At 68.8% G+C, this 24065-nt stretch carries 23 protein-coding genes and 1 riboswitch; of the genes, 7 read left to right on the forward strand and 16 right to left on the reverse strand.

Going from position 1 to position 24065, the window contains the following annotated elements:
• Positions 1-90 precede the first annotated feature (90 nt).
• Positions 91-211, reverse strand: a riboswitch (glycine riboswitch).
• 189 nt (positions 212-400) lie between these two features.
• The 11 genes from ASF16_RS25740 to ASF16_RS22820 form a co-directional block, all read right to left on the reverse strand.
• Positions 401-1606, reverse strand: a complete 1206-nt coding sequence (locus tag ASF16_RS25740) for a peroxidase-related enzyme (RefSeq protein WP_082517109.1) — start codon at positions 1604-1606, stop codon at positions 401-403.
• A gap of 48 nt (positions 1607-1654) precedes the next feature.
• Positions 1655-3190, reverse strand: coding sequence for an NAD(P)/FAD-dependent oxidoreductase (locus tag ASF16_RS22775; protein ID WP_056172620.1), 1536 nt, complete (start codon positions 3188-3190; stop codon positions 1655-1657).
• Between the two features lie 51 nt (positions 3191-3241).
• Entirely contained in the window at positions 3242-4249 is a 1008-nt protein-coding gene (locus ASF16_RS22780) for a tripartite tricarboxylate transporter substrate binding protein (RefSeq protein WP_056173027.1), read from the reverse strand.
• 206 nt (positions 4250-4455) lie between these two features.
• Positions 4456-4911, reverse strand: a complete 456-nt coding sequence (locus tag ASF16_RS22785) for a YXWGXW repeat-containing protein (protein WP_056172623.1) — start codon at positions 4909-4911, stop codon at positions 4456-4458.
• A gap of 174 nt (positions 4912-5085) precedes the next feature.
• On the reverse strand, positions 5086-5559 hold the full coding sequence (locus ASF16_RS22790; protein WP_056172626.1) for a YXWGXW repeat-containing protein: 474 nt from the start codon (positions 5557-5559) through the stop codon (positions 5086-5088).
• A gap of 180 nt (positions 5560-5739) precedes the next feature.
• Positions 5740-6123, reverse strand: coding sequence for a hypothetical protein (locus ASF16_RS22795; protein ID WP_056172629.1), 384 nt, complete (start codon positions 6121-6123; stop codon positions 5740-5742).
• Positions 6120-6578, reverse strand: coding sequence for a DUF6463 family protein (locus ASF16_RS22800; RefSeq protein ID WP_200926961.1), 459 nt, complete (start codon positions 6576-6578; stop codon positions 6120-6122). The genes ASF16_RS22795 and ASF16_RS22800 overlap by 4 nt, the downstream gene beginning before the upstream one ends.
• A complete protein-coding gene (locus tag ASF16_RS22805; protein WP_056172630.1) occupies positions 6556-7923 on the reverse strand; it encodes an AarF/ABC1/UbiB kinase family protein in 1368 nt (455 codons plus the stop codon). Before ASF16_RS22805 ends, ASF16_RS22800 begins: the two co-directional genes overlap by 23 nt.
• A 1-nt stretch (position 7924) precedes the next feature.
• Positions 7925-8500, reverse strand: a complete 576-nt coding sequence (locus tag ASF16_RS22810; protein ID WP_056172633.1) for a DUF2867 domain-containing protein — start codon at positions 8498-8500, stop codon at positions 7925-7927.
• Positions 8497-9417, reverse strand: coding sequence for a TetR/AcrR family transcriptional regulator (locus ASF16_RS22815; protein ID WP_056172635.1), 921 nt, complete (start codon positions 9415-9417; stop codon positions 8497-8499). The genes ASF16_RS22810 and ASF16_RS22815 overlap by 4 nt, the downstream gene beginning before the upstream one ends.
• 412 nt (positions 9418-9829) lie before the next feature.
• Positions 9830-10570 (reverse strand): helix-turn-helix transcriptional regulator, encoded by a 741-nt coding sequence (locus tag ASF16_RS22820; RefSeq protein WP_056172638.1) that lies wholly within the window; start codon positions 10568-10570, stop codon positions 9830-9832.
• Between the two features lie 143 nt (positions 10571-10713).
• On the opposite strand from ASF16_RS22820, the gene ASF16_RS22825 reads away from it, so the two are divergent.
• Both ASF16_RS22825 and ASF16_RS22830 read left to right on the forward strand, forming a co-directional pair.
• Complete coding sequence (locus ASF16_RS22825; protein WP_235507490.1) at positions 10714-11664, forward strand: hypothetical protein; 951 nt, start codon at positions 10714-10716, stop codon at positions 11662-11664.
• Entirely contained in the window at positions 11661-13646 is a 1986-nt protein-coding gene (locus ASF16_RS22830) for an MFS transporter (RefSeq protein ID WP_056172639.1), read from the forward strand. The genes ASF16_RS22825 and ASF16_RS22830 overlap by 4 nt, the downstream gene beginning before the upstream one ends.
• Positions 13647-13709: 63 nt before the next feature.
• On the opposite strand, the gene ASF16_RS22835 is transcribed toward ASF16_RS22830, so the two are convergent.
• Together ASF16_RS22835 and ASF16_RS22840 are read right to left on the reverse strand one after the other, a co-directional pair.
• Positions 13710-14711, reverse strand: coding sequence for a tripartite tricarboxylate transporter substrate binding protein (locus tag ASF16_RS22835; RefSeq protein WP_056172643.1), 1002 nt, complete (start codon positions 14709-14711; stop codon positions 13710-13712).
• A 289-nt stretch (positions 14712-15000) separates the two neighbouring features.
• Positions 15001-16017: a 1-aminocyclopropane-1-carboxylate deaminase gene (locus ASF16_RS22840; RefSeq protein WP_056172646.1), complete on the reverse strand. Its 1017-nt coding sequence runs from the start codon at positions 16015-16017 to the stop codon at positions 15001-15003.
• Between the two features lie 160 nt (positions 16018-16177).
• Between ASF16_RS22840 and ASF16_RS22845 the strand changes: the two genes are divergently transcribed.
• Complete coding sequence (locus ASF16_RS22845; RefSeq protein WP_056172649.1) at positions 16178-16696, forward strand: Lrp/AsnC family transcriptional regulator; 519 nt, start codon at positions 16178-16180, stop codon at positions 16694-16696.
• Positions 16697-16839: 143 nt separating this feature from the next.
• On the opposite strand, the gene ASF16_RS22850 is transcribed toward ASF16_RS22845, so the two are convergent.
• Complete coding sequence (locus ASF16_RS22850; protein ID WP_200926966.1) at positions 16840-17745, reverse strand: EamA family transporter; 906 nt, start codon at positions 17743-17745, stop codon at positions 16840-16842.
• A gap of 151 nt (positions 17746-17896) precedes the next feature.
• Positions 17897-19096: a trans-acting enoyl reductase family protein gene (locus tag ASF16_RS22855; protein WP_056172656.1), complete on the reverse strand. Its 1200-nt coding sequence runs from the start codon at positions 19094-19096 to the stop codon at positions 17897-17899.
• Between the two features lie 229 nt (positions 19097-19325).
• On the opposite strand from ASF16_RS22855, the gene ASF16_RS22860 reads away from it, so the two are divergent.
• From ASF16_RS22860 to ASF16_RS22875, 4 genes are all read left to right on the forward strand, one after another.
• Positions 19326-19820, forward strand: a complete 495-nt coding sequence (locus tag ASF16_RS22860) for a YiaA/YiaB family inner membrane protein (protein ID WP_056172658.1) — start codon at positions 19326-19328, stop codon at positions 19818-19820.
• A 104-nt stretch (positions 19821-19924) separates the two neighbouring features.
• Positions 19925-20380 carry a hypothetical protein gene (locus tag ASF16_RS22865; RefSeq protein ID WP_056172661.1) on the forward strand — a complete coding sequence of 152 codons (456 nt, stop codon included), beginning with the start codon at positions 19925-19927 and terminating at the stop codon, positions 20378-20380.
• A 10-nt stretch (positions 20381-20390) separates the two neighbouring features.
• Positions 20391-21257: a DUF2145 domain-containing protein gene (locus ASF16_RS22870; RefSeq protein ID WP_056172662.1), complete on the forward strand. Its 867-nt coding sequence runs from the start codon at positions 20391-20393 to the stop codon at positions 21255-21257.
• A 92-nt stretch (positions 21258-21349) separates the two neighbouring features.
• Positions 21350-22402, forward strand: a complete 1053-nt coding sequence (locus ASF16_RS22875) for a zinc ribbon domain-containing protein (RefSeq protein WP_056172665.1) — start codon at positions 21350-21352, stop codon at positions 22400-22402.
• Positions 22403-22625: 223 nt separating this feature from the next.
• Here ASF16_RS22875 and ASF16_RS22880 read toward each other — a convergent pair whose 3' ends face one another.
• A complete protein-coding gene (locus tag ASF16_RS22880) occupies positions 22626-24050 on the reverse strand; it encodes a diguanylate cyclase (protein ID WP_056172668.1) in 1425 nt (474 codons plus the stop codon).
• Positions 24051-24065 lie beyond the last annotated feature (15 nt).

Consider the following 24065-nt stretch of genomic DNA (forward strand, 5'->3'; position numbering starts at 1 on the left):
TCAGAACCTTTGAAGGGTCTACCGCCTGCCAGGCGTGCGCTACCAGCTATGAATTCAATAGCAATGCAGCTGGCGCACGTCTGCCAGGCTGCCGCTCCCCCTGTCCTTGGTACCTGAGAGATTCACCGCCGCGCCCACATGGCGTGCGGTTTGCTCCTTCGGTGCGCCACCACGCCGATAAGGGGTAGGGCGGCTCTCCAGACGGCTTTGATGAATGTGCAGTACGGGACCTGAGCGTGTATGGGAGTTTGCGCCTTCGGTGCAGCAGCGGGTGGTGCCCGCCGTGCTCTCCTGCTGGGCGGATTCTAGGGGCGGCCCCGCGCACATGGCCAGGCCGCGAGCGCTAATGCACCGCAACGTTTGCTGATGCAACGGGCCGCTGAAGCCGGCCCGCAGCGGTTCAGGCGTTCTGCGGGAAGACGGCCTCGCCCAGATTGAGCATGAGGCGGTTGGCCCAGGCGAACAGGGCGCTGGCGTGCAGCGCATCCAGAATTTCCAGGTCCGACAGGCCCGCCGCGCGCAGCGGCTGCAGGTGCTGTGCTCCGAAGGTGCCGGGGCTGCGCGTGAGCGCCAGGGCCGCCTGCACGATGGCGCGCTCGCGGGCGTTGGTGCCTGCCTGGTCGGGGTCGGCAAAGATCTGCGCCATCACGTCGTTGCGCCGCGCCAACTGCTCGAATCGCTGGGCGTGCACCGAGGCGCAGTACACGCAGCCGTTGGCGCGCGACACCGCCGTGCTGGCCACCTCGCGCTCGGCGCGGGAGAGGCCGCCGGGCGCGTACATGATGGCGTTGAAGGCCTGCGAGCGCTCCGACAGCACACGCGCTTGGTGCACCAGCAGCAGGTAAAAATCCGAGCTGCGCGCCTTGGGGTGGCTCAGGTCCAGCACCGCCTGCTGTTCGGGCGTGGCGGTGGCGGGGTCCACCACGGGCAGCCACGAGGCCCAGCCCAGCGTCTCGCTGGTGTAGCCGTTCAGCCGCAGCGGCTCGCCGGGGGCGGGCAGGTTGGCGGGGTGCACAAAGGGCGCAGCGTCGACCGCTGCAGGTGCGGCAGGCGCATCGCCCTCGCCACCCAGCGCGTCCAATGCCGCCACGCCCGCCACCAAGCGCAGCTGGTACGTGACAAAGCCGATGAGCTGCGCCAGCAGCACCGTGTCCGCCACCGACAGGCCGGCGGCGGGCAGGGCCAGCAGGGCGGCGCGGTCGCTGCGGTCCGGGTGGGTGGCGAGGGTGCGGGTGAACTGCGCCACCGCCTGCAGGCGCGCGTCGGTGGGGGTGCTGCCGGGGTGCTGCAGCAGTTCCTGCAGCGGCTGCGAGAGCACGGTGTGGGCGGTGCTTTTGAGCACCTGGTCGCGGTAGTGCGCTGCCAGCAGGGGCATGCCGCTGGCCTCGGCGATATCGCTGGCCACCCAAAGGCGCTCTGTGTGGGTCAGCGTGCCGGACAGGTCGGCGCTGAACAGGGCGTCGTAGCAGCCCTGCGTGGCCACAGCCACCTTGTCGCGCGCATGGCGCGTGGCGAACGCGGGCCGCTCGGGCGTGAGGGCAAGCAGCGTGTCGATGGTGTCTTCGCTGGACGTGGTGGCAGTGGTGTCAGGAGCGGTGGTGGTCATGGGGTGTGCAATCCAGAAGATAAGACCGCCCGCGGGCGGCCGGGCGCGTCAGGCGCGGTCGGTTTGGGACAGGGGCTGGACGTTTGGCGCAGCGGGGGGCTGCGTCTGCAGCTGCTCGACGCGCTGCGCCGTATCAGTCACCGTCCATTCGTCGCCCACCAGTTCGGGCTCGGCATAGGCCTGCAGGTTGGCAAAGTGCTGCTCGATGTCTTCGCGGTAGAACAGGCTGGCCAGACCCTGCGCCAGGCGCCGCGCGCCGTCGCTGATGGCCGGTATGTCGCCCGACACCGTGCCGTGCGACAGCGCTGCGGGGTAGCAAAAGCAGTGGATGCGCTCCAGGCCCGGGCAACTGCCGGGGGCCTTTTGCTGAAACTCGAACACCGGGCCCAGGTCGGGCGAGTCGGCCAGCTCCTGGTCCTCGTCGCCCGGTGCAGGCTGATACCGTTGGCTCCAGGCGCGCACGTGCGGTGCGATGTGCGCGAACTCGGGCTTTTGCAGCCAGTCGATGGCAAAGCCGGTGGAGACGATGAGGAAGTCGAGCACGAAGGTGCCCTTGGGCGTGGCCACGCGCAGGGTGTTGCCCTGCTGCTCCACACGCTCCACCGGGCAGCCCAGGTTGAAATGCGCATTGGGGTGGCGCGACACGCGCAGCGTGCTGCCGTGCGGCGGCGGCACCTGCTGCACGTTGATGTAGTGGCGCAGGCGCCACTTCCAGGCATCGGGCAGGTCGTGGTGGCCGTGCGTGAGGCCCGGCACGCCCGAGCCCTTGGACTTGTTGATGCGGGGCAGGTCGGTGCGGCGCACCAGCAGGTCGACGCTGGCGGCGCCGCTCTCGAGCGCCGTGGCCGCGCTGTCCATGGCGGATGAACCCGCGCCCACCACGCCCACGCGCAGGCCGCGCAGTGTGGCGTAGTCGAGCACGTCCGACGAATGCGTCCAGCGGCTGCGGTCCACGCCCTGCATGAAGGCCGGGATCTGCGGGCCGCCCAGGCCGTCGCGGCCGGTGGCCAGCACCACGCGGCGCGCCAGCCAAGTGGCGGCGCCCTCGGGGCTGTGCACATCCACCTCGACCAGCGCATCGGCCCGCGGGCGCAGGGCGGTGACGGCGTGCTCGTTGCGCACGTCGGCCCCGGTCACGCGGCGGTACCAGCGCAGGTAGTCCATCCACTGCAGGCGCGGAATCTTGTCGAGCGCAGCCCAGGCGGCACGCCCCCATTGCGCTTCGAACCAGGCACGAAAGGTCAGGCTGGGCAGGCCCAGCGCAGGGCCCGTCAGCTCTTTGGGCGAGCGCAGGGTTTCCATGCGCGCGGTGGTGGCCCAGGGGCCTTCATGGTCGCGCGGCGCGCGGTCGAGCAGCACGGCGCGGATGCCCAGCTGCGCCAGCGCGGCCGCTGCCGCCAGGCCCGCCTGGCCCGCGCCGATGATCAGCACATCGACCACGGCATGGCCTGCGTAGGTGCGCTGCGGCACCCAGCTGCGTGCCGGCCAGCCCAGCATGGACAGGTCGTCCTTCAGGCGCTGTTCCAGCACAGCCAGGCCGGTGCCGGCTGGGGAGGTGTGGTTGGTTTCTTCGTTCAGTGGCATGGAGTCAAAGGCTTGCCCGCGGCGGTGGTGCCGCAGTGCGAAGCCCGCAGTTCAGTCGATGCTGATTTTCGCGTCCTTCACCACCTGGGCCCATTTGTTGCGGTCGGTGTGCACCGTCTGGCGGAATTGCTCGGGTGTTTCGATGCGCACTGTGTTGCCGTTGGCCTCGAAGCGGGCGCGCACGTCCGGCAGCTCCAGCACTTCGCGCACGGCGGTGTTGAGCTTCTTCACGATGGCCGCGTCCGTGCCCTTGGGCGCGAAGATGCCGAACCAGATCGAGCTGTCGAAACCCTTGGTGCCCGGCAGGCCGCTCGATGCGATGGTCGGCACTTCCTTCACGGCGTTCACCGGCTTGGCGGTGGTCACGCCCAGCAGGCGCACCTTGTCGGCCTTGTAGTGTGGCAACACCGTCTGCACCTGGTTCATGATGCAGCAGGTCTCGCCCCGCACCACCGACGCGATGGCCTCGGGCCCGCCCTTGTAGGGCACGTGCACCATGTTCAGGCCCAAGCGGGCGTTGAACTCGGCAAACGCCATGTGCGTGCCCGCGCCGTTGCCGGTAGACGCAAAGTTGTACTTGCCCGGGTTGGCCTTGACCAGGTCCACGAACTCCTTGAGCGTCTTCACGTCGATGACGGTGGGGTTGATGGTCAGCACGTTCGACACATCGATGAGCGGCGCCACGGGCACGAAGTCCTCTTCCACATCGAACGGCAGCTTCTTGTACAGCGCGGCGTTGCTGCCGTGCGTGGCCGCGGTGCCGAAGGCGAAGGTGTAGCCGTCGGGCTTGGCGCGCGCCACGTATTCGCTGGCGATGTTGCCGGCCGCGCCGGACTTGTAGTCGATGATGACCGGCTGGCCCAGGCGCTGGGCCAGGGGCTCCTGCACGGAGCGGGCGATCACGTCCACGCCCGACCCGGCCGGGAATCCGAGGATCAGCGTGATGGGTTGCTGGGGCCAGGTGGCGGGGCCGGCGGCGTGTGCGCCAGTGGTGGCGAGCAACGCAGCGCAGGCGAGCGCGACGGCTGGAATCCAGCGGAGAGAGGGCAGGGCGCGCATGGGGAAATCCTTCAATGGGGTGTGCAGCAGGGATGCGCTATTGTGGGAAATCCAACATGTGCGACGTCGTATATGCATATGGCAGCACAGTCCGGGCGGCTGCGCAGTGCCGTTGAAAACGCAACAGCGCGACGTGCCAGGCACGCCGCGCTGCGGGGCTGCGATCAGCCGGTCAGTGGATCAGCGGATCAGCGGTCCGTCGTCCATCAATTGCGGCGTGGGTTGTCGGGCTGCTGGTCGCGGCGGTTGGAGACGCCGTCTCCATCACGGTCCCGGTCATTGCGGTTGGACACGCCATCACCGTCCCGGTCCCAGCCACCGCGCTGGAATTCCCAGCGGCCATCACGTTCGGCCCATTGGGGCTGGCGGTACTGGTGGCCAGAGCGGGCTTGCACCCAATGGCCGCGCACCCACTGGTAGCGGTTGCCACGCCACTCCCAATGGCCTTCTTCCCACACCTGGCCACGGCGGGGGCGTGGCACGGCTTCACGGCGAGGCGCTGGGGGCGCGGGGATGACCTGGTAGGTCTGCGTTTGCTGGTACCCGCGGTCGGAATGGCCCTGCGCCACCACCACGCCAGGGGTGGCAGCATGGGCGGTGGCCAGCGTCATCAGCGATGCGAGGGCGATGGAAGCGGCGGACAGTGTCTTGGTATGTTTCATTGTTGTTCTCCGGTGGGTGGACGGTGGCATGCCGGTGATGCACATCGCGGCGTTGTAGATATCCGCGTTGTGGGGGGCACACACCGGCCACAAAAATGCTGTGGATCGGGGTGGGACATCCTGGGTGGCGCAGGTCGCGTCACGCAGGATGATTTACCGAGGATGGGTTACCGGTCAGTTGCGGTTGGGGTTGTCGGGGCGGCGGTCGTGGCGGTTCGGTACGCCGTCACCGTCGCGGTCTCGGTCTCGGCGGTCGCGGATGCCGTCACCATCGCGGTCCCAGCCGCCGCGGCGCATTTCCCAGCGGTCACCGTGCTGCTCCCAGCGGGGTTCGCGGTATGCGTAGCCGGGGCGGGCCTTCACCCAGTAGCCCTGCATCCACACGTGGCGGTTGCCACGCCATTCCCAATGGCCGGGCACCCATGCCATGCCGCGGCGGGGGTGCGGCGCGACTTCGTGGCGGGGTGGTGGTGGGGGGCCGTATTGGACCAGGACGGGCGCGCCGTGGACCACGACGGGCGCACCTGAGTGGTACTGGTGCTGCCCCGATTGAAAGACAACAGTGGCACTGTTTTGTGCTTGCGCTACCGTTGCGGCGCCCAGCGACAACAGGGCGATGGAAACAGCGGCGAGTGCATTACGGGCCATGACGATCTCCTCAAAATGATTCCTTGCGGAACCGAGGACTTCATAGTGCTCAACTTGCGTCAAGCCGGTGTAGTCCATTTGCGAAGTCTTGTGAAGTTGTGTTTCCTGTCTCGGGCTGCAGTACGGGCAGCGTGAACCACGTCACGCTGCGAGGTTTGTGCAGTGCACCCACCCTGCGCGCTAGCGCCACCACACCAGTGCGGCCACCGCCATCAACGGCACCCACGCGGGGTGCCTGCCGCGTGTGGCGTAGAACACCAGCAGGCCGCTGGCCAGGGTGGCCACGCCCGCCACATCGGCCACCCACGCGGCCAGTGCGGCGTCGGTCCAGGGCGAGGTGCCCAGGCGCCACAGCAGGGCGCTCAGGGCCAGGCCCAGCACCGTGGCCAGATGCCACGTGCCCCAGAGAATGCGCACCTGGGGCTCGCGCAGCACGGGGCGGCCCGCAGTGGGCACCACGCCCCGCGTTCGCAGGCTGCGAAACACCATGATCTCGCCCAGCACCGAGTGCGCCAGGGCCACCACGGCCAGCACCCCGGCCGCCACAATGAAGAGGATGTTCATGAAGCGGTCTTTCGTGAGTCCGGCGTGAAAACGGTGGACGGCGTTGGCGGCAGAGGCTGCGCTGCGCACAGCGCCAGCGCAGGCGGCAGCACCAGCCAGAAGCCGGACGGCGGCATCAGCACGATGCCCAGCAATGCCAGCGCCAACAAACCAAAGCCCAGCGGGCGCTGCGTGGCGGCGGCCGCTGCTCCGCCATGGCGTTCGAGCTGCAGCACGACCCAGGCCAGCAGCGCAAACAGAACGCCGAACAGGACGAACCACACCACGGCGCCCAGCAGCGGGTCGTTCCGGACGCTGGCGAAAACGCCGCGCCGCAGGATTTCGCGCAGGGGCTCGGTGAACACCACGAACGCATAGCCCATGTGCAGGGCCGCCACGGCCAGCAGCCATGGGCCCTTCCAGCGGTGGCGCAGCGAGGGTTGCACGGGGCCGTCAGCGGCGAGTGGTGGTGACATGTGCGTGGCCTGTAGTGAGGGGAAGGCTGTGGACCCAGGGGTTGGTGGTGCGCACCTGCGCGCCCATGCGCGTGAGCAGGTGCATCAGCCCCATCCACAGGCGTTCGAACGACGGCATCTCGGGCGGCACGCCCGCCATGTGGCGGCCGAGCACGCGCTGCTGTTCGGCGGTGGGCATCGGCGGCGGCTGCTTGTGGCGGAAGTCGAAGACCTCGGCAGTGAAGGGCTCCAGCTGCCAGTCCTGCATCCCTGCGAGCAGCGGCATGGTGGTGCTGAACTCCTGTGCACTCAGGCCACTGCCGACCAGACCCAGCGCCTGGTAGGCCTGCAGCACTTGCAGGTCCCGCTCGGCGCTGGCAGGATGCAGCAGCGCCGACCAGGCCTGTTGCACGCCGGCGCGAAATGCGGGTGACAGCGCGCGCGTGCAGCCGAAGTCCAGCACGCCCAGATGGCAGTCGCCATCGCCCACCGGCAGGAAAAGAAAGTTGCCCGGGTGCGGGTCGGCGTGCACGCGGCCCAGCGCAAAGATGCAGTGCAGGTACCAGTCCCACAGCCGCTGCCCGGCCTGGTTGCGCTGCGCCTGCGTGGGGCCGGTGGCCAGCCAGGCATCGAGGTGCAGGCCGGGCAAATGCTGCTGCGTGAGCACCTGGGCGCGCGTGTGCGACGCGATGGGCCGCGCCATCGCCACGCCGGGCCACGCGGCGTGCTGGGCAAACCAGGCCAGCTCTTCGGCCTCTTGCAGATAGTCCACCTCGCGCAGCAGTGTGGCCTCGATCTCGTCCATCACGCCGTCCACGATGCCTGCAGCTGGCAGGGGCATGTCGGTGTGCGCCAGTGCCCTGAGCGCCGTGCGCATCAGCTGCATGTCGCTGGCGATGGTGGCGGCGATGCCCGGGTACTGCACCTTCACCGCAACGGCCCCGTGCCCCGCCAGCTGGGCGTGGTGCACCTGGCCCAGGCTGGCCGCGGCAAACGCGGTGGGCTCGAAGTGGTCGAACAGCGCCTCGGGCTCTTGCCCGAACGCCTGGCGGAACACGCGGCCCACCAGCGCGCGGTTCAGCGGCAGCGCCTGGTGCTGGCCGCGCGCGAGTTCGCGGCGCACGCCCTCGGGCAGCAGGCTGGGGTGCATGCTGAGCATCTGCGACACCTTGAGGGCGGTGCCGCGCAGCTGGCCCAGCGCGCCGAACAGGATGCGGCCCAGCGCCGCTTCATGGTCGGCCTGCGCCTGCTCGGACGGCGCGCGCACGCTGTGCCCGATGCGTGCCAGGCCGATGCGCGCCGCGGCCACGCTGGTGATGGCGCCGCGCGCCAGGCGGCTGGTGCGGGGCGGGGTGTTGCGGGCCATGTCAGTGCCCGGTGCGTGTGGGTACGGCCGCCACGCGACGCAGCATGCTCCGCACGATGGCGCAGTGGAACGGCGTGATGACCGCCATGTACGCATGGCCCAGCGTGTTGTGGATGTGCACCACGGTGCTGAGCACCAGCATCGGCTGGCCGCCCACGAGCCGCTTGCACAGCGACACCTGCACGTCGAGGTGCTTGTCGTCCTGGCCCATCACCACCTCGCGCTCGCCCAGGTGGCGCAGGATGAAGATGCCCACGCGGTCGCCCTGGCGGTAGCTGGCGGCGTTGCGCGGGTCGGCGTGTGGGCCGCTGCGCTGGTCGTGCACATCGTGCAGCTGGCCCACGTCTTTGAGGCCCACCAGCCGCACCAGCCGGTTGCGCACCGCCATGAGCGCGCGCGTCCAGTGGGGTGTGCGCGCCACCATGTCGAGCCATGCCTGCAGCGCGCTGGCGTTGGGGTGCGGGTCGGGTGTCTGGTATGCGTCGGCGTACTGCGCGCCGGGCAGGGCGGCGTGGATCACGGTGCCTTCGGGCAGGGGCACCGCGTGCACGGTGCGCAGAGTGGCGGTTGTGCTCATGGTGCGGCCTTGCGGGTGCGGCGGACTGGGGCGGCGGCGGTTGCAGGGGCAACGTCTGCCGGGGTGGCTGCCGCGGGTGACGGGCCACCGGCCTTGGTGCGCGCCTTGCGGGGCTTCGGCTCGGCAGCCGTCTCGGGTGGAGGCGGCGCTGCGGGCGCCGTGGCAGCTGCGCGGCGCACGGGCACGGTGCCCATGTCGTCCAGCGTCTGCTGCGCCGCGCGCAGCACGCCCACCAGCCCGCTGCCGCGCTGCATGAAGCGCGCCATCTGGCTGCGCAGCACAAAGCCGCCCAGCTGCAGCGCCCGGCCCACCAGCCCTGTGCGCAGCGTCAGCACCAGCACCCCCAGCGACAGGTCCACCAGCTGCGTGGTGTCGGCAAAGCCGTCGGACTCGTCGGCCAGCCAGTAGGCCACCACACCGCCCAGGTAGTCGGTGTACAGCCCACCCGCCAGGCCCTTGAAGTCGCAGGGCTCGATCTCGCCGCTGGCCTCCGCGGCCTCCAGAAAGCTCGCCACCGCATCGCGCAGCGCGGCACGCGCCGGCAGGGGCTCGGCCATCAGCGCCAGCGGCGAGCGCCGGGCCACCTTGTGCATCTCGGCCACGAACTCGCGGTCGGCCAGCAGGCGCTCCAGCACCGCGTCCGTCAGGCGCTGCAGCTTTTCCTGCAGGCTGTAGCTCGCGAACCCGGGCGCTTGCAGCGTGTCGGCCAGCGACGCATGCACCACCTCGTCCAGGTACCCCAGCGCAATGCGGTCCTTGGTGGGGAAGTACTTGTAGATCGTGGCGTCGCCAATGCCGGCAGCGCGGGCGATGTCCTTCATCGTCGTGCCGTCGAACCCCTGGCGGGTCATCAGGTCCACCGCGCTGGCCACGATCTGGCGGCGGGTGGCGTCTTGCTGCTGGCGGGTGGTTTTCATTTGCTATCTTTAAATTCGTCGAATTGACGATTTAAAGAATAGTGGATTCACATTAAAGAGTCAACAGCGCCCGAAATGGGCATCCAGTGCTGTCAGAACCAGCGTTTTGAGCATCTTTTTGCCCTCTACCGCCGACTGGTAAAGCGCAAGAAGCTATAAAAAATATAGCAAACGTAGTGTCTGACCCGTGCTCCCCGCCGTGCGACGCTCACTACCCCCAGAAACCGGCGCGCCCCCACGCCAATGCACCCGTGGAACCGGCTCTGCCGGGCCACCGGGTGCGTCCCCCCTCGGGGGAAGCGGCGCAGCCGCTCAGGGGGACTACCAATCCTTCCCGTGGAACCGGCTTCGCCGGGCCACCGGGTGCGTCCCCCTTTGGGGAAAGACGCGCAGCGGCTCAGGGGGCAACCCTTCACGGGGGCAGCCGCCTCATGCTCGTGAACGCCTCGAACTCCCAGCTGCGCATCGCCAGCAGCAGGGTGTAGCCCTCCAGCTCGCGGGGCGGCAGTTTCTGGTCGGCCAGGTGCTGCTGCGCAAAGTCCTGCGCCACGCGCTGCATGCGCTCCATGAACGCGGGCGCCAGGCCCCGGCTGATGGTGCCGTGCACCAGCAGCACGCCTTCGCCCGATCCGTCGAAGCTGCCCGCAAAGTAGTCGAGCAGCGCGTGCTCGCGAAAGTAGTTCATCACCGGGCCGTGGGGCCGCCAGCGGAAGGTCTTGGCGAGCTTGAGGCGGTAGCGGTTCAGCGGCCGCAGCTCGATGATGCCGATGCGGTCGAGCTGCGCCAGGTACTTGATGCCCTCGGCTTCCGACAGGCGGTACGTGGTGGTCACCTGCTCCAGCGTCCACTGGCTCAGCACGCAGATCGCCATCAGCAGCAGCTTCTTGTCCGCGACCACGGCGCGCTCCTGCTCCTGCGTCAGCTCCTTGAGCAGCGGCTGGCTCTCGGCCACGCGGCGCGCCAGGTCGGCAAAGTCCAGCGCCAGCGCGCGGCAGATGGCGTCGATGCGCGACAGCGGCATATCGCCTTTGGCGAGCATGCGCTTGACGCTGGATTCGGCCATGCCCAGGGCCTGCGCCAGGTCGGCATAGGTCATCTGGGCGCTCTTGAGTTCTTTCTTCAGGGCGGTGACGAGGTCGGCAGTGGTGCTCATGGGTGGGGGTCCTCCGGGGTATCGATTATCAATACCCAGAGTGGTCGGGGTGGCGCCTTGCGCGACTTTCGGGTGGGTGACGGGGCAGGGCTCCCGACACTGCGCTCCATCTCGTTCCACCAACTCCTGAAAGACGGTCCCGCATGTCCCCCTCCTACCTGTCATCCCCCGCGCGCAGGCCCGGCCTGTCGCGCACTGAAGCGGCCCTGCTCGGGCTGGCCGTGCTGCTGGCGGCGCTGGCGCTGTTCGGCCCGGTGCTGCCCGCCAGCGTGCACCAGCACGACTTTGCCGACCAGCGCGTGCTCTGGGGCATCCCTTGTGCCATCGATGTGCTGAGCAACCTGCCGTTCGCCGCTGCGGGCGTGTGGGGCCTGTGGTGGCTGCGCGGTGTGGAGCGGCGCGCCATCGACGGTGCCTCCCGCGCTGGCGCACACCTCTTCTTCGCCGGCCTGGTGTTCACGGCCATCGGCTCCACGCTGTACCACCTGCTGCCCAACGATGCGGGCCTGCTGTGGGACCGGCTGGGCATGGTGCTGCCCTTCGCGGGCCTGCTGGGCCTGGCCGCAGCGGGCCGGGTGAGCAGCCGCGCTGGCTGGGCCGCGATGGGCGCGGTGCTGCTGGCGGGCCCTGCCGCCGTGCTGTGGTGGTGGCACACCGCCAACCTGCTGCCCTGGGCGGTGGTGCAGTTGGGCGGCATGCTGGTCGTGCTGGTGCTGGCCCTGCTGCCCCGGCGCGCGGGCACGCTGCCGGTGCACCTGGGGGCGGTGATCGCGATGTATGGGCTGGCCAAGCTCTTTGAAGCGGCCGACCACGCGGTGTTCGACGCCACGGCGCAATGGGTGTCGGGCCACAGCCTCAAGCACGTGCTGGCTGCGGGTGCAGCCTGGCCGGTGCTGATGGCGGTGGAGGCTTTGCGCCACAAAGCAACGACCGGCACCATGTTCATCATCCGCACCGGGCAGAATGGCGCCCACACCGTGGGTGTCGCGCGCACTGTGCGCGCCGGTACCTGCCAGAACACGGCCACTGCCCCTGTCGCCGCGACAGGAGCAGCTGCCACCGCCGACCCATCGGCTACGAGGAGAAACGCATGACCCCCGCCGAGTCCACCGCATCGAGCGTGCCCCCTGCGCAGGCCGCAGGCCACCCCGCCCACGGGCATAACGGGCAACATGGGCCACAGGGTCATGAGGACCCGAACCAGTTCGCGCTGCTGCGCCAGCGGCGCTTCGCCCCGTTCTTCTGGACGCAGTTCTCCGGCGCGGCCAACGACAACCTCTTCAAGTTCGCCTTCACCGTGATGGTGACCTACCAGCTCAGCGTGGGCTGGCTGCCGCCCGCGATGGCGGGGCTGGTGATCGGCGCGCTGTTCATCCTGCCGTTCCTGCTGTTCTCGGCCACATCGGGCCAGCTGACCGACAAGTACGACAAGACGAAGATGATCCGCTTCGTGAAGAACCTGGAGATCGCCATCATGCTGGTGGCGGCCGCCGGGTTCGTTGCGGGCAACGTGCCCATCCTGCTGCTGTGCACCTTCCTGATGGGCGTGCACTCCACGCTGTTCGGGCCGGTCAAGTTCGCCTACATGCCCCAGGTGCTGAGCGAGCGCGAGCTCACCGGCGGCAACGGCATGGTCGAGATGGGCACCTTCGTGGCCATCTTGCTGGGCAACGTGGCGGGCGGCCTGCTGGTGGCGCTGCCCGGCATCGGCCACACGACGGTGGCCATCGCCTGTGTGGCGCTGGCGCTGGTGGGGCGGGTGGTGGCGCAGTTCATCCCGTCGGTGCCGGCCACCGACCCGGGCCTCACCATCAACTGGAACCCTTTCACCGAAACCTGGCGCAACCTGCAGCTGGCGCGGCAGAACGTCGTGGTGTTCCGCTCGCTCTTGGGCATCAGCTGGATGTGGTTCTTCGGTGCGGTGTTTCTGAGCCAGTTTCCAAGCTTGGCCAAGGAGGTGCTGCACGGCAACGAGCAGGTGGCATCGCTGCTCTTGGTGGTGTTCTCCATCGGCATCGGCATCGGCTCGCTGCTGTGCGAGGTGCTCTCGCGCCGCCATGTCGAGATCGGCCTGGTGCCGCTTGGGGCCATCGGCATGAGCGTGTTCTCCATCGACCTGTACTTCGCGTCGCGCAGCCTGCCTGCGTCCGAGATCATGGGCCTGGCCACGTTCTTGTCGCAAAGCCAGCACTGGCGCGTGATGATCGACCTGGCCCTGCTGAGCCTGTTCGCCGGCCTGTACAGCGTGCCCATGTACGCGCTGATCCAGATGCGCAGCCAGCCCACGCACCGGGCGCGGATCATCGCGGCCAACAACATCCTGAATGCGCTGTTCATGATCGGCAGCTCGCTGATCGCCGGGGCCCTGCTGGGCGCGGGCTTCACGGTGCCGCAGATCTTTTTGTTCACCGGCCTGGCCAACGCGGTGGTGGCGTTCTACATCTTCATGCTGGTGCCCGAGTACCTGCTGCGCTTCGTGGCCTGGGTGTCCTCGCGCTTCGTGTACCGCTTCAAGGTGCACGGCGACCAGCACCTGCCCACCACCGGCGCGGCCATCCTGGCGTGCAACCACGTGAGCTTCATCGACGCGGTGCTGCTCATGGCCGCCAGCCCGCGCCCCATCTACTTCGTGATGGACCACCGCATCTTCCGCGTGCCGGTACTGGGCTGGCTGTTCCGCCTGGCCAAGGCGATCCCGATCGCGCCGTACAAGGAAGACCCCGCGACCTACGACGCGGCCTTCGAGCGCGCGGCCCAGGTGCTGCGTGAGGGCGATCTGCTGGCCATCTTCCCGGAGGGCGGCATCACCAAGGACGGCCAGCTGCAGGAGTTCAAGGGCGGCATCATGAAGATCATCGAGCGTGCGCGCGAAGAGGGCGTCGAGGCGCCCGTGATTCCCATGGCGCTGACCAACCTGTGGGGCTCGTATTTCAGCCGCATCGAAAAAGGCGGCGCCATGGTGCGGCCGTTCCGCCGCGGGTTCTACAGCCGCGTGGGCTTGAATGTGGGTGCGCCCATCGCTGCGCGCGACGTACAGCCGGCCACGCTGCGCGAGCAGGTGGCGCGCCTGCTCTGAGCCTGGTTTGCCGTCAACGGACCGCACCCGCGCCCACGGTGGGCATGCGGGCCGCGGTCACGCTCACTCCGCCTTGATGTTCGCGCGCTGCGCAATCGCGCGCATGCGCGGCAACTCGTCCTCGATCTGGGCCTGCACCGCGTCGCCGCTGGCGTAGGCCTGCTCCAGCCCGCTGGCGATGAGCTTGCTGCGGATCTCTGCATCGGCCATGGTCTCGGCCAGCGCCTTGCCCAGCTTGGCCTTGGCATCGGCGGGCAGGCCGCGCGGCGCCACCACCGCCAGCCACGAGTCCGCGGCAAAGCCCGCAAAGCCGCTTTCGGCCACCGTGGGCACATCGGGCAGCTGCGTGGCCCGCGTGGCGCCGGTGACCACGATGGGCTTGATCTTGCCGCCCTTGAGCTGCGGTAGCGCGGCGGCCACCGTGTCGATGGTGAACGGAATCTGCCCGCCGATCAAATCGCTCATGGCGGGCGCGCTGCCGCGGTAGGGCACGTGCATCAGCTTGACGCCGGTGGCCGACCACATCAGCTCGGCCGCGAAGTGGCCCGTAGTGCCGCTGCCGAACGAGCCGTACGAGAACTTGTCGGGCGCGCGGTTCACCGCGGCGATCAGCTGCTTCAGGTTGCTCACCGGCGCATCGCGGTGGGCCAGCAAAATCAGCGGCACGCGCGCCACCATGCCCACGTGCTCGAAGCTCTTGACCGGGTCGTAGGGCAGCTTGTTGTTGAGCGCCGGATTGACGGTGAAGGTGGAGCCCGAGCTGATCAGCAGGGTGTAGCCGTCCGCCGGTGCATTGGCCACGAACGATGCGCCCACGATGGTGCCCGCGCCCGCCTTGTTTTCGATCACCACGGCCTGGCCCAGGCGCTCGCCCAGCTTCTTGCTGATGAGCCGGCCCACGATGTCCACCGCGCCGCCCGGCGGGAAGGGCACGATGAGCTGGACGGGTTTGGCGGGGTAGCCGTCTGCGCGGGCCAGGGGCGATAGACCCAGGCCTGCGGTGGCTGCGATCGCAGCGATGGACAGGGCGACGCCAGTGCGTCGCGTCAGAGGCAAGCGGTTCATTCGGCGATCCTTCGGATGAGGGCTGGTTGTGTTCAGCCATTGCTACCTGCGGACAGGGTCCAGGATGCGCCAGTCTTCGTTTCGCTCTGGCGGCCCGCCAGGGCCTGTCGCTACCACGGAAGTTCGATCAGCCGCCATGGACCCAGGAAGGCCCGGTGCCATGGCGGTGGGACCCGGCGGCGTGCTCGGGTCCGAGGGAATGCAAAGGCGAAAAAGGAGAGGCGCTCAGATCAACGACAGCCCGGCCAGCCGGCACAGGCGTTGCTGCTCCGTCTCCTCGCGCGGCGCGTCAGCCGTTGCGAAAAAGAAAGCTGTAGGCGTTGAGCGCCGGCACCCCTCCCAGGTGCGCGTACAGAACGCGAGAGCCTTCGGGGAATTCGCCCTTGCGCACCATGTCGATCATGCCGTGCATGGACTTGCCTTCGTACACCGGGTCGGTGAGCATGCCTTCCTGGCGCGCGCACAGGCGGATGGCTTCGAGCGTGCCCTCGTTGGGCAAGCCGTACTCGGGGCCGCCGTAGCGCGTGTCCAGCACCACGTCCTCGGCCGTGATCTCCTGGCCCAGCTCCACCAGCTTGGCCGTGTTCTGTGCGATGCGCAGCACCTGGGCATGCGTCTTTTCGGGCTTGGCCGAGGCGTCGATGCCGATCACCTTGCGCGCGCGGCCGTCGGCCGCAAAGCCCACCACCATGCCGGCCTGCGTGCTGCCCGTGACCGAGCACACGACGATGTAGTCGAACTGGAAGCCCAGCTCTTTTTCTTGCTGGCGCACTTCTTCGGCAAAGCCCACGAAGCCCAGGCCGCCGTACGGGTGCTCGGAGCACCCGGCCGGGATGGGGAAGGGCTTGCCGCCGGCCTTCTTCACGTCTTCCATGGCCTGCTCCCAGCTGGGGCGGATGCCGATGTCGAAGCCCGCTGCGTCCAGGCGCACGTCAGCGCCCATGATGCGGCTCATCTCGATGTTGCCCACGCGGTCGTACACCGCGTCGGAGTAGTTGACCCAGTTCTCCTGCACCAGCACGCACTTCATGCCCAGGTGCGCGGCCACCGCGGCCACCTGGCGCGTCTGGTTGGACTGGATGCCGCCGATGGAGACCAGCGTGTCGTAGCCGCCCGCAATCGCCTCGGGGATGAGGTATTCGAGCTTGCGCGTCTTGTTGCCGCCAAAGGCCAGGCCCGAGTTGCAGTCCTCGCGCTTGGCGTACAGGTGCACCTTGCCGCCCAGGTGGGCCGACAGGCGCGGCAGCGCGGTGATGGGCGAGGGCCCGAAGGTGAGCGGATGGCGGGCGAATTTCTGCAGGTTCATGGCGGTTTCCTCAAGCGGTGATGGGGCGCAGACCGGGGCGTCTGCCGTGCATCCATCGTAGGAAAACACGCACCTAACGGGGTTGTGAACTCTGCGTGAAATTTGGCGTTTTGATGCTGCTCAATGAATAATGGATGATGGAAATTTTGGTGATGAACAAATGAGCGCAACAAAAGTTCGTGCAAAGAATGTGGATGCCATGGAGGAAACGCTGGAGGCCCTGGACCGCACCGACAAGGCCATCCTGCGGCTGCTGCAGCGCGACGCATCGCTGTCGAACGTGGCGCTGGCCGCCAAAGTGCACCTGAGCCCGCCCGCCTGCCTGCGCCGCGTGGAGCGGCTCAAGCGCCTGGGGCTGATCGACAAGGTGGTGGCGCTGCTCAGCCCTCGCGCGGTGGGCGCGGGCATGCTGGTGATGATCGGCGTGGTGCTGGACCGCTCCACACCCGACTCGTTCGCGGCGTTCGAGAAGGCCGCGGCCAAGGTGTCCGGCTGCATGGAATGCCATGTGGTCACCGGCGAGTTCGACTACTTCATGCTGGTGCGCACGCGCGACAACGACAGCTTCAACCGCCTGCACGCCGAGCAGCTGCTGTACCTGCCGGGCGTGCGCCAGGTGCGGTCGTTCATGGTGCTGCGCAATGTGCTGTCGACGACGGAGTTGCCGCTGGCGGTGTGATTCGCCAACTCGCGCTGCCAGAGTTCTCCCCCCAAAAAACAATACCGTTCGGGCTGAGCCTGTCGAAGCCTAGCGCGGCGCTTCGACAGGCTCAGCGTGAACGGGTAGTGGTGTTCTGGGATTGTTGCGGCAATCGGAAGGCCTCAGCGCGCTGACTCCCGCGCGCGCCCCGTCAGCCGGGCCCACACCGCCCCACCGAACACATTCACCACCAGCCCCGCCATCAGCAGCCCCGCGCCCGCAAAGTGCACCGGCTGCAGCGCCTCGCCAAACACCAGCCAGCCCGTGGTCAGCCCCACCACCGGCACCAGCAGTGTGAAGGGTGCCACGCGGTTCACGGGGTAGCGCGACATGAGGTACGTCCACAGCCCGAAGCCCAGCAGCGTGGAGATCCACGCGATGTACGCCACTGCGGCCATCGACTTCCAAGACAGGTGCTGCACGGCCGCCAGCACCGCGCCGGGCCCGTCGATCCACAGCGACAGCGCCACGAAGGGCAGGGGCGCCACCAGGCTGGACCACACGATGAAGGCGAACTGGTTCATCGGCCCATGCCGGCCCACGGCGCGCGTCACGATATTGCCGCAGCCCCACATCGCCGCCGCCGCCACGGTGAGCGCAAACCCCGCCAGTGGCATGGACGCGCCGTGCGCGCTGCCGATCAGCACCAGCCCCACGGCCGCCAGCGCCAGGCCCGCCACCTGGTTGCCGTGCCACGGCTCGCGCAGCCACCACGCGGCCAGCAGCAAGGTGAAGAACGACTGCGCCTGCAGCACCAGCGACGCCAGGCCCGAGGGCATGCCGATGTGGATGGCGGTGAACAGCAGCGCGAACTGGGCCACCGCCATCGTCATGCCGTACAGCAGGTACAGGCGCAGCGGCACCTTGGGCGGCCGCACGAACAGCAACGCCGGGAAGGCCGCCAACAGGTAGCGCAGCGCGCCCAGCAGCATGGGCGGAATGTCGGCCACGCCCACCTTGATGACGGCGAAGTTCAGCCCCCAGACCACGATGACGAGCAAGGCCAGGCAGAGGTCGCGGGGGCGCAGGGAGGTGTTCATGGCAGGGTGGCAGCGGGGGCAGCAACAGCAACGGCAGCAGTGGCTGTGATTGTCCGACAGCCACGGGGCCCGCGCCGCGCGTGGCCGGCCGGATTTCGGTCAGAAACGGACACGCCCTGCACGTGCCCGGTGGGCGGTATCAGCCTGCCTCGACGGCGAAGCTCAGACCCGCGTTTGCCTGCAGCCGCGCGATCAGCGTATCGCCCATCGCGGGCGCCGTGGTCCAGATGCCGCCGGGGGTGTCCGGCGCGTCCTGCAGCAGGCACACGGCGGCCTCGGCGATCATCTTGGAGGTGGAGCCGTAGCCCGGGTCGCGGTCGCCCTTCACGCCCACGCGCAGGGTGTTGCCTGCCGCGTCGGTGCCGAGGAACAGCACGTCGTAGAAGCCCGCATCGCGCTCTTCGCGCGAGGGGCCTTCGCCGGGCTTGGGGCCCTTGTCGGAGCCGAGCGACTTGTCGCCCGCCACGGCGTTGGCGATCGCTTCGCCCTTTTCGCCGGTGCCGGTGATCAGCATCTCGTCGTAGACAAAATCGGCGCCGTAGGCGTGCTGCAGCAGGAAGTTGGAGCGGTGCACGTTGCGCGTGTTGATCGCGGCCATCACGAAGGGGGCGACCCACACACCCTCACCGCCCGGGCCTGCCAGGGCCTCGTCCAGCATGGGCTTGTGGCCGGTGGGCTGGCGCGGGCCTTCGAAGCCGGGCGTCAGCGAGAACGGGTTCTTGAGCAGGTCCAGAACGGCAGGGTTGCCGGCGGCGGCGGCCATGGTGGCCTTCAGGCTCGCCGCGGTGCCGCCCGAGAACGTGCCTTTCATCTTGCGCACCCGGCCGCGTACCCGCGGTGCGGGGTGGCCGAAGCGCTGGCCGAATTCCTTTTGCAGCAGGAACACGCCCAGGTCGAACGGGATGGAGTCGAACCCGCACGAGAACACGATGCGCGCGCCGCTGGCTTGGGCAGCGGCTTCGTGCGCGTCGATCATCTGGCGCATCCAGGCGGGCTCGCCGCACAGGTCCACGTAGTCCACGCCGGCCGCGGCGCAGGCGGCCACGAGTTCGTTGCCGTACATCTGGTAGGGGCCCACGGTGGTCAGCACCAGGCGGGTTTGGGCCATCAGGGCGTGCAGGCTGGCGGCGTCGGTGCTGTCGGTCACGATCAGCGGGGTGTCGGCGGGGGCGCCGACTTCGTCACGCACGGCGGCCAGCTTGTCGGCGCTGCGCCCGCCCATGGCCCAGCGCAGGCCGCTGCCGGCGGGGTAGCGCTGCAGCAGGTATTCGACGACCAGGCGGCCGGTGAAGCCGGTGGCGCCGTGGACGACGATGTCAAAGGGTTTGGCGGTGGTCATGGGGCGGTCTCCGTGCGGGCGTTGCAGCAGTCAAAGGCTGCGATTGTCAAAGACAAGCGGGTGCAATCATGTCGCCCAGGTGCCCCGGTCTATGCGGTAAAAGTATCGCTATCCGATACCAACGAGCCGGGCAGCCGCCACTGGCGCAACCCGCTGGCGGTGGCGGCGGGCGGGCGCGGCACTATCCGCTGCGTGTTCAACCACGGCCCTTTCAGGCCACCCCACTTGTATGTCGTCTTCTTCCACCCTCATCCAGCGTGACACCCGTGCATGGCAGCTCCAGGTGTGGGTCTCGTTCGGCCTGGCTGTCTTCTTGTGCGCCGTGGGGCTGGCCTGGTTGCCGGGCGAACAGCTGGAGCAGGCGTTCATGGTGATGGGCTATGTGTTCTGCCTCTCGGCCGCGTTCGTGCTGGCCAAGTTCGTGCGGGACAACGAGAGCGCCGCGCGCCGCGGTGCGGGCGATACACCGATGTGGAAGCTGGTGGTCTGGGGCGGCTTCGTGGTGGCCATGGGCCTCACCGGCTGGGGCCTGTTCGGCATGGAGATCAACGTGACCTACAAGGCCTTTCTGGGTGTGAGCTGGCTGTACCTGATCACCACCGCCTTCACGCTGGCCAAGATGCTGCGCGACCGCCACGAGGCGGACCTGCTCGAAGCGCGCCTGCAAGGCCGCCGCGAAGCTACCGCAGCACATCCTGCTACGTCTGGTAACAACGCCAGCTGAGTTTCCGTCTTTCGCCATGAAGCCATGGCGGATGCTCGGAGGTTGCCCTGAAAAATCCGGTGCTGTAGCGCTACTGCGCAGCACCTCCCGCGAGGAGTGAAACCATGAAGACATTGCCCAAGATCCTGACCCTTGCCCTGGCCGCCGGCCTGCTGTGCACGCTGGCTGCCCTGCCCGCACGGGCGCAGAGCGAGGCTTCGGCCGCGCTGTCGCTGCTGCCCATCGCGTCGGTGGTGGGCACGGCCTCGGTGGCGTCTGCCGCCGCTGGCGCGATCGTGACGGTGCCTGCTGCGCTGTCGGTCGCCGGTGCGGTGCTGACGGTGAAGACGGTGGAGGCATCGGCCACCGGCACGGTGTACCTGCTGGAGCGCGCATCGGACGGCGCCCGGGTCAGCGTCGAGGTGGCGGGCCGGGGCGTGGGCGCATCGGCCCATGGCGTGGGCACCGTGGTGACCTGCAGCGTGATCGGCACGGGCGTGGTGCTGTCGGTGGCGGGCGAGGCGATCGCCTTTGTGCCCAACGCCATCGGCCGTGCGCTGCTGCACAACGAGCGTCTGTAAGGGCACCGCCATGAATATGCAGCTGATGACCGTGACGACCCCGGCGCAGGCCCGCGTGCGCTCTTCTTTCAACCCTGCCATGCTCGGCCTGGCCCTGGTGGCGGGCGCGGCCTTGCTGGCTGCGCCTGCGGCCCACGCAGGCCGCTCCTGCGAGGCCGCCAAGCCCGTGCCGGCCAAGGTGATCGAGCGCGGCATGCAGTTGGCCCAGCAGACCTCGGCCGCGCTGGATGCGGAGCATGCGAAGTCCGGCGCGCAGGTGGTGGTGCTCGGCCGCGCGGGGCAGGACCTCTCCAAGTACGGCCTGCGCTATTCGCACCTGGGCTGGGCCTACAAGACGCCCGATGGCCCCTGGCGCGTGGCCCACAAGCTCAACGAATGCGGCACGGCCGTGGGCTACCTGTACCGGCAGGGGCTGGGCGAGTTCTTCCTGGACGACCTGTGGCGCTACGAGGCCGTCTACGCCGTGCCCACGCCCGAGGTGCAGCAGCGCCTGCTGGCCGTGCTGCTGGACACCGCCCGCACCAAGACGCTGCAGCACCCGCCCTACAGCATGGTCAGCTACGCGTGGGGCCGCAAGTACCAGCAGTCCAACCAGTGGGCGCTGGAGACCCTGGCCGTGGCCATGGAGCCCGCCACGGTGCGCAGCCGCGAGCAGGCGCAGGCCTGGCTGCAGTTCAAGGGCTACGAGCCCACCACGCTCAAGCTGGGGCCGCTCACCCGCATGGGCGGGCGCGTGGGCTCGGCCAACATCGCGTTCGACGACCACCCCAGCGACAAGCGCTTCTCGGACCGCATCGAGACCGTCACTGTCGATTCGGTGCTGGCGTGGCTGCAGCGTGCGCAGCTGGCGTCGGCCCCGGTGACCATCAAGAATTGAATGAAAAGTGCTGCTACCGCTTGATGGTCAAGCGCTGGCAGCTATCAAAACAGAAGCGTTACGCTTCAGGCACCCGTGAGGAGCAAACGACCATGAGCAAATCCCTGCGACTATCGGAGAAGTGGTTTCGCCGCGGCCTGTGGCTGGTGGCGGTGGTGTTCGCCAGCTTCCTCATCGGGCTGGGCGGCACCATCGTGGGCGACCTGCCCAAGGTCGAGACGCCGCTGCAGGTGGACGACTTCCTCGACCGCGCCGCCGCCGAGAAGCTGCGCGCGCAGGTCAAGGAGGCGCGCCAAGCCGAGCAGGATGCGCAGACCGCGCTGGAGCAGGCGCAGCTGCAGCGCAGCAAGGCCCGCAGCGAGACCCAGGCCGCGCGCGAGACGTTCAACAACTGGCTCGCCACCCGCTCCGCCACGCAGCGCGCCGACCAGGACCCCGAGGTCATCGCCCGCACCCAGGCGCTCGATGGGCTCAAGCTCGCAGAACGCACCACGCAGCACGCCGTGGAGCGGCAGCAGCAGGCTGCGCTGGATGCGCGCCAAGCCGCTGCGGCCACGCAGGAGCGCCTGAACACCCTGGAGGCCGAGGGCTACGTGAAGCTCGAGGCCGAGCGCCGCAAGGTCGACTTGCGCGTGTTTCTGTACCGATTGGCGCTCACCTTGCCGCTGCTGGTGATTGCGGGCTGGCTGTTCTTGAAGAAGCGCAAGGGCACGTACTGGCCGTTCGTGTGGGGCTTCATCTTCTTCGCGCTGTTCGCGTTCTTCGTGGAGCTGGTGCCCTACTTGCCGAGCTACGGCGGCTATGTGCGCTACGTGGTGGGCATCGGCGTCACGGCGCTGGTGGGGCGCTACGCCATCCTGGCGCTCAACCGCTACCTGGAGCGCCAGAAGCAGGCCGAGGCCCTGCCCGACCAGGAGCGCCGCAAGGAACTGAGCTACGACCTCGCCCTGGCCCGCCTGGCCAAAAGCGTGTGCCCCGGCTGCGAGCGGCCGGTGGACCTGAAGAACGAGAAAATCGACTTTTGTCCGCACTGCGGCATCGGCCTGTTCGACCACTGCGGCACTTGCACCACACGCAAGAGCGCGTTTGCCAGGTTCTGCCATGCCTGCGGCAGCGGGGCAGGGGTCAAGCTGGCGCAGGAGTGAGGTGGCGGAGGTAGCGGCGACGCTACTTCGAGTGCGGAGAGGTTGGAGGGTTGTGGTTGGAAGAACGATGCGCCAATACCGGGGCTCCCCGCAAATGTTTGGTGCCCCAGGCCTGGGAATAGGCACGCTCTAAGCCAGAGCACCCGTGGAACCGGCTCCGCCGGGCCACTGGGTGCGTCCCCCTCAGGGGGAAGCCGCGCAGCGGCTCAGGGGGGAGCCGTCCCTACCCCACCACCACCCGGTTGCGCCCCTCGGCCTTGGCCCGGTACAGCGCGGTGTCGGCGGCCAGCAGCAGCACTTCCAGGTCGGCATCTCCACCCAGGGTGGCGCTGTGCACCAGCCCGATGCTCACCGTGGCGTGCTGCGGTGATCCCTGGCCCGTGGCGAAAGGCTCTTGCTCCACGGCGATGCGCAGGCGCTCGGCGATGGCGTGTGCCTCGGCGGGGGACACGCCGGGCAGCACTGCGGCGAACTCCTGCCCGCCCATGCGGCCCAGCAGGTCCTCGGGGCGCAACGCGGTGGCCATGATCTTGGTGATGCCGATGAGCAACTGGTCGCCCGCGCTATGCCCGTTCTGGTCGTTGACCTGCTTGAAATGGTCCACGTCCAGCATCATCACCGCTGCGCCGGCGCAGCCGCGCTGGTGGCGCGCCACCAGCGGGTCGCCCTGCTTGAGCAGTGCGCGGCGCGCCAGCACGCCGGTCAGGTCGTCGTGGCGTTTGGCGTGGTCCATGCGGCGCAGCGCTTGTGCCCGGGCGGCGCTGGCGCAGGCCACGGCCAGCGGCCCCAGTGCCAGCAGCGTCACGCCCACGCGCAGCGAGAACACGTCGCCCGCATGGGCCGGCGTGAAGTTGAGCACCCCGGTGGCCACGCCCGCCATGGTCCACAGGCACACCACCAGCGACAGCAGGCTGGCGGTGAAGGTGCTGTAGCTCAGGGCGCACCACAGCAGCCCGGGCACGACAAAAGCCAGCATGCCGGGCCCGCCGATCACGGTGCGGACGCCTTCGGCCAGCAGCAGCGAGCTGACGGGCGCCACGCGCCAGAACATCGATGTCCACGTGGTGCCCTGTGCTGCGGTGGCCGCAGGCACCAGCGGCGCGGGGTCGTCGGCGCGCGGGGCGGCCAGCACCACGGGCACGATCAGCATGTAGTTCATGAGCTCGGTGCTGAACCACAGCGACAGCAGGTCGGACCACGGCGCGTTGAAGTACACCGGTGCGGCGCCGCAGCCTGCAAGCGCGCCCACGGCACTGGCCGTCAGGGCGGCCAGCAGGAGGTACAAGGCCGATACCGTGCGCCGCAGGCGCAGGGTGTTCTCGTCCAGCCGGCGCAGTACCAGCCAGCCCGCCGTGGCGCTGAGCAAATTGGCCGCATTGAGCCACAGCGCCATGCCCCACTGGCTACCCGTGAGCAGGTCGGCCGCCACATAGCCCAGCCCGGCGGCAATCCAGGCGGGGGGCCGTGCCAGGGTGGGGTAGCGCACCAGCAGGCCCAGCAGCAGTGCATTGGCCGGCCAGAAGGCCGACAAAAAGCCGATGGGCCGCGCGAAGATGCCCACCAGGCAGGCGCCGAAAACCAGCAGTCCCAGGCCGGACCAGACAAGCGCCGGTGACAGGGGCCGGGCGGGGGCAAGGGTGCGGAACATGCGTGGAAATGGGGG

The organism is Acidovorax sp. Leaf78 (assembly GCF_001422735.1).
Lineage (GTDB): Bacteria > Pseudomonadota > Gammaproteobacteria > Burkholderiales > Burkholderiaceae_C > Acidovorax.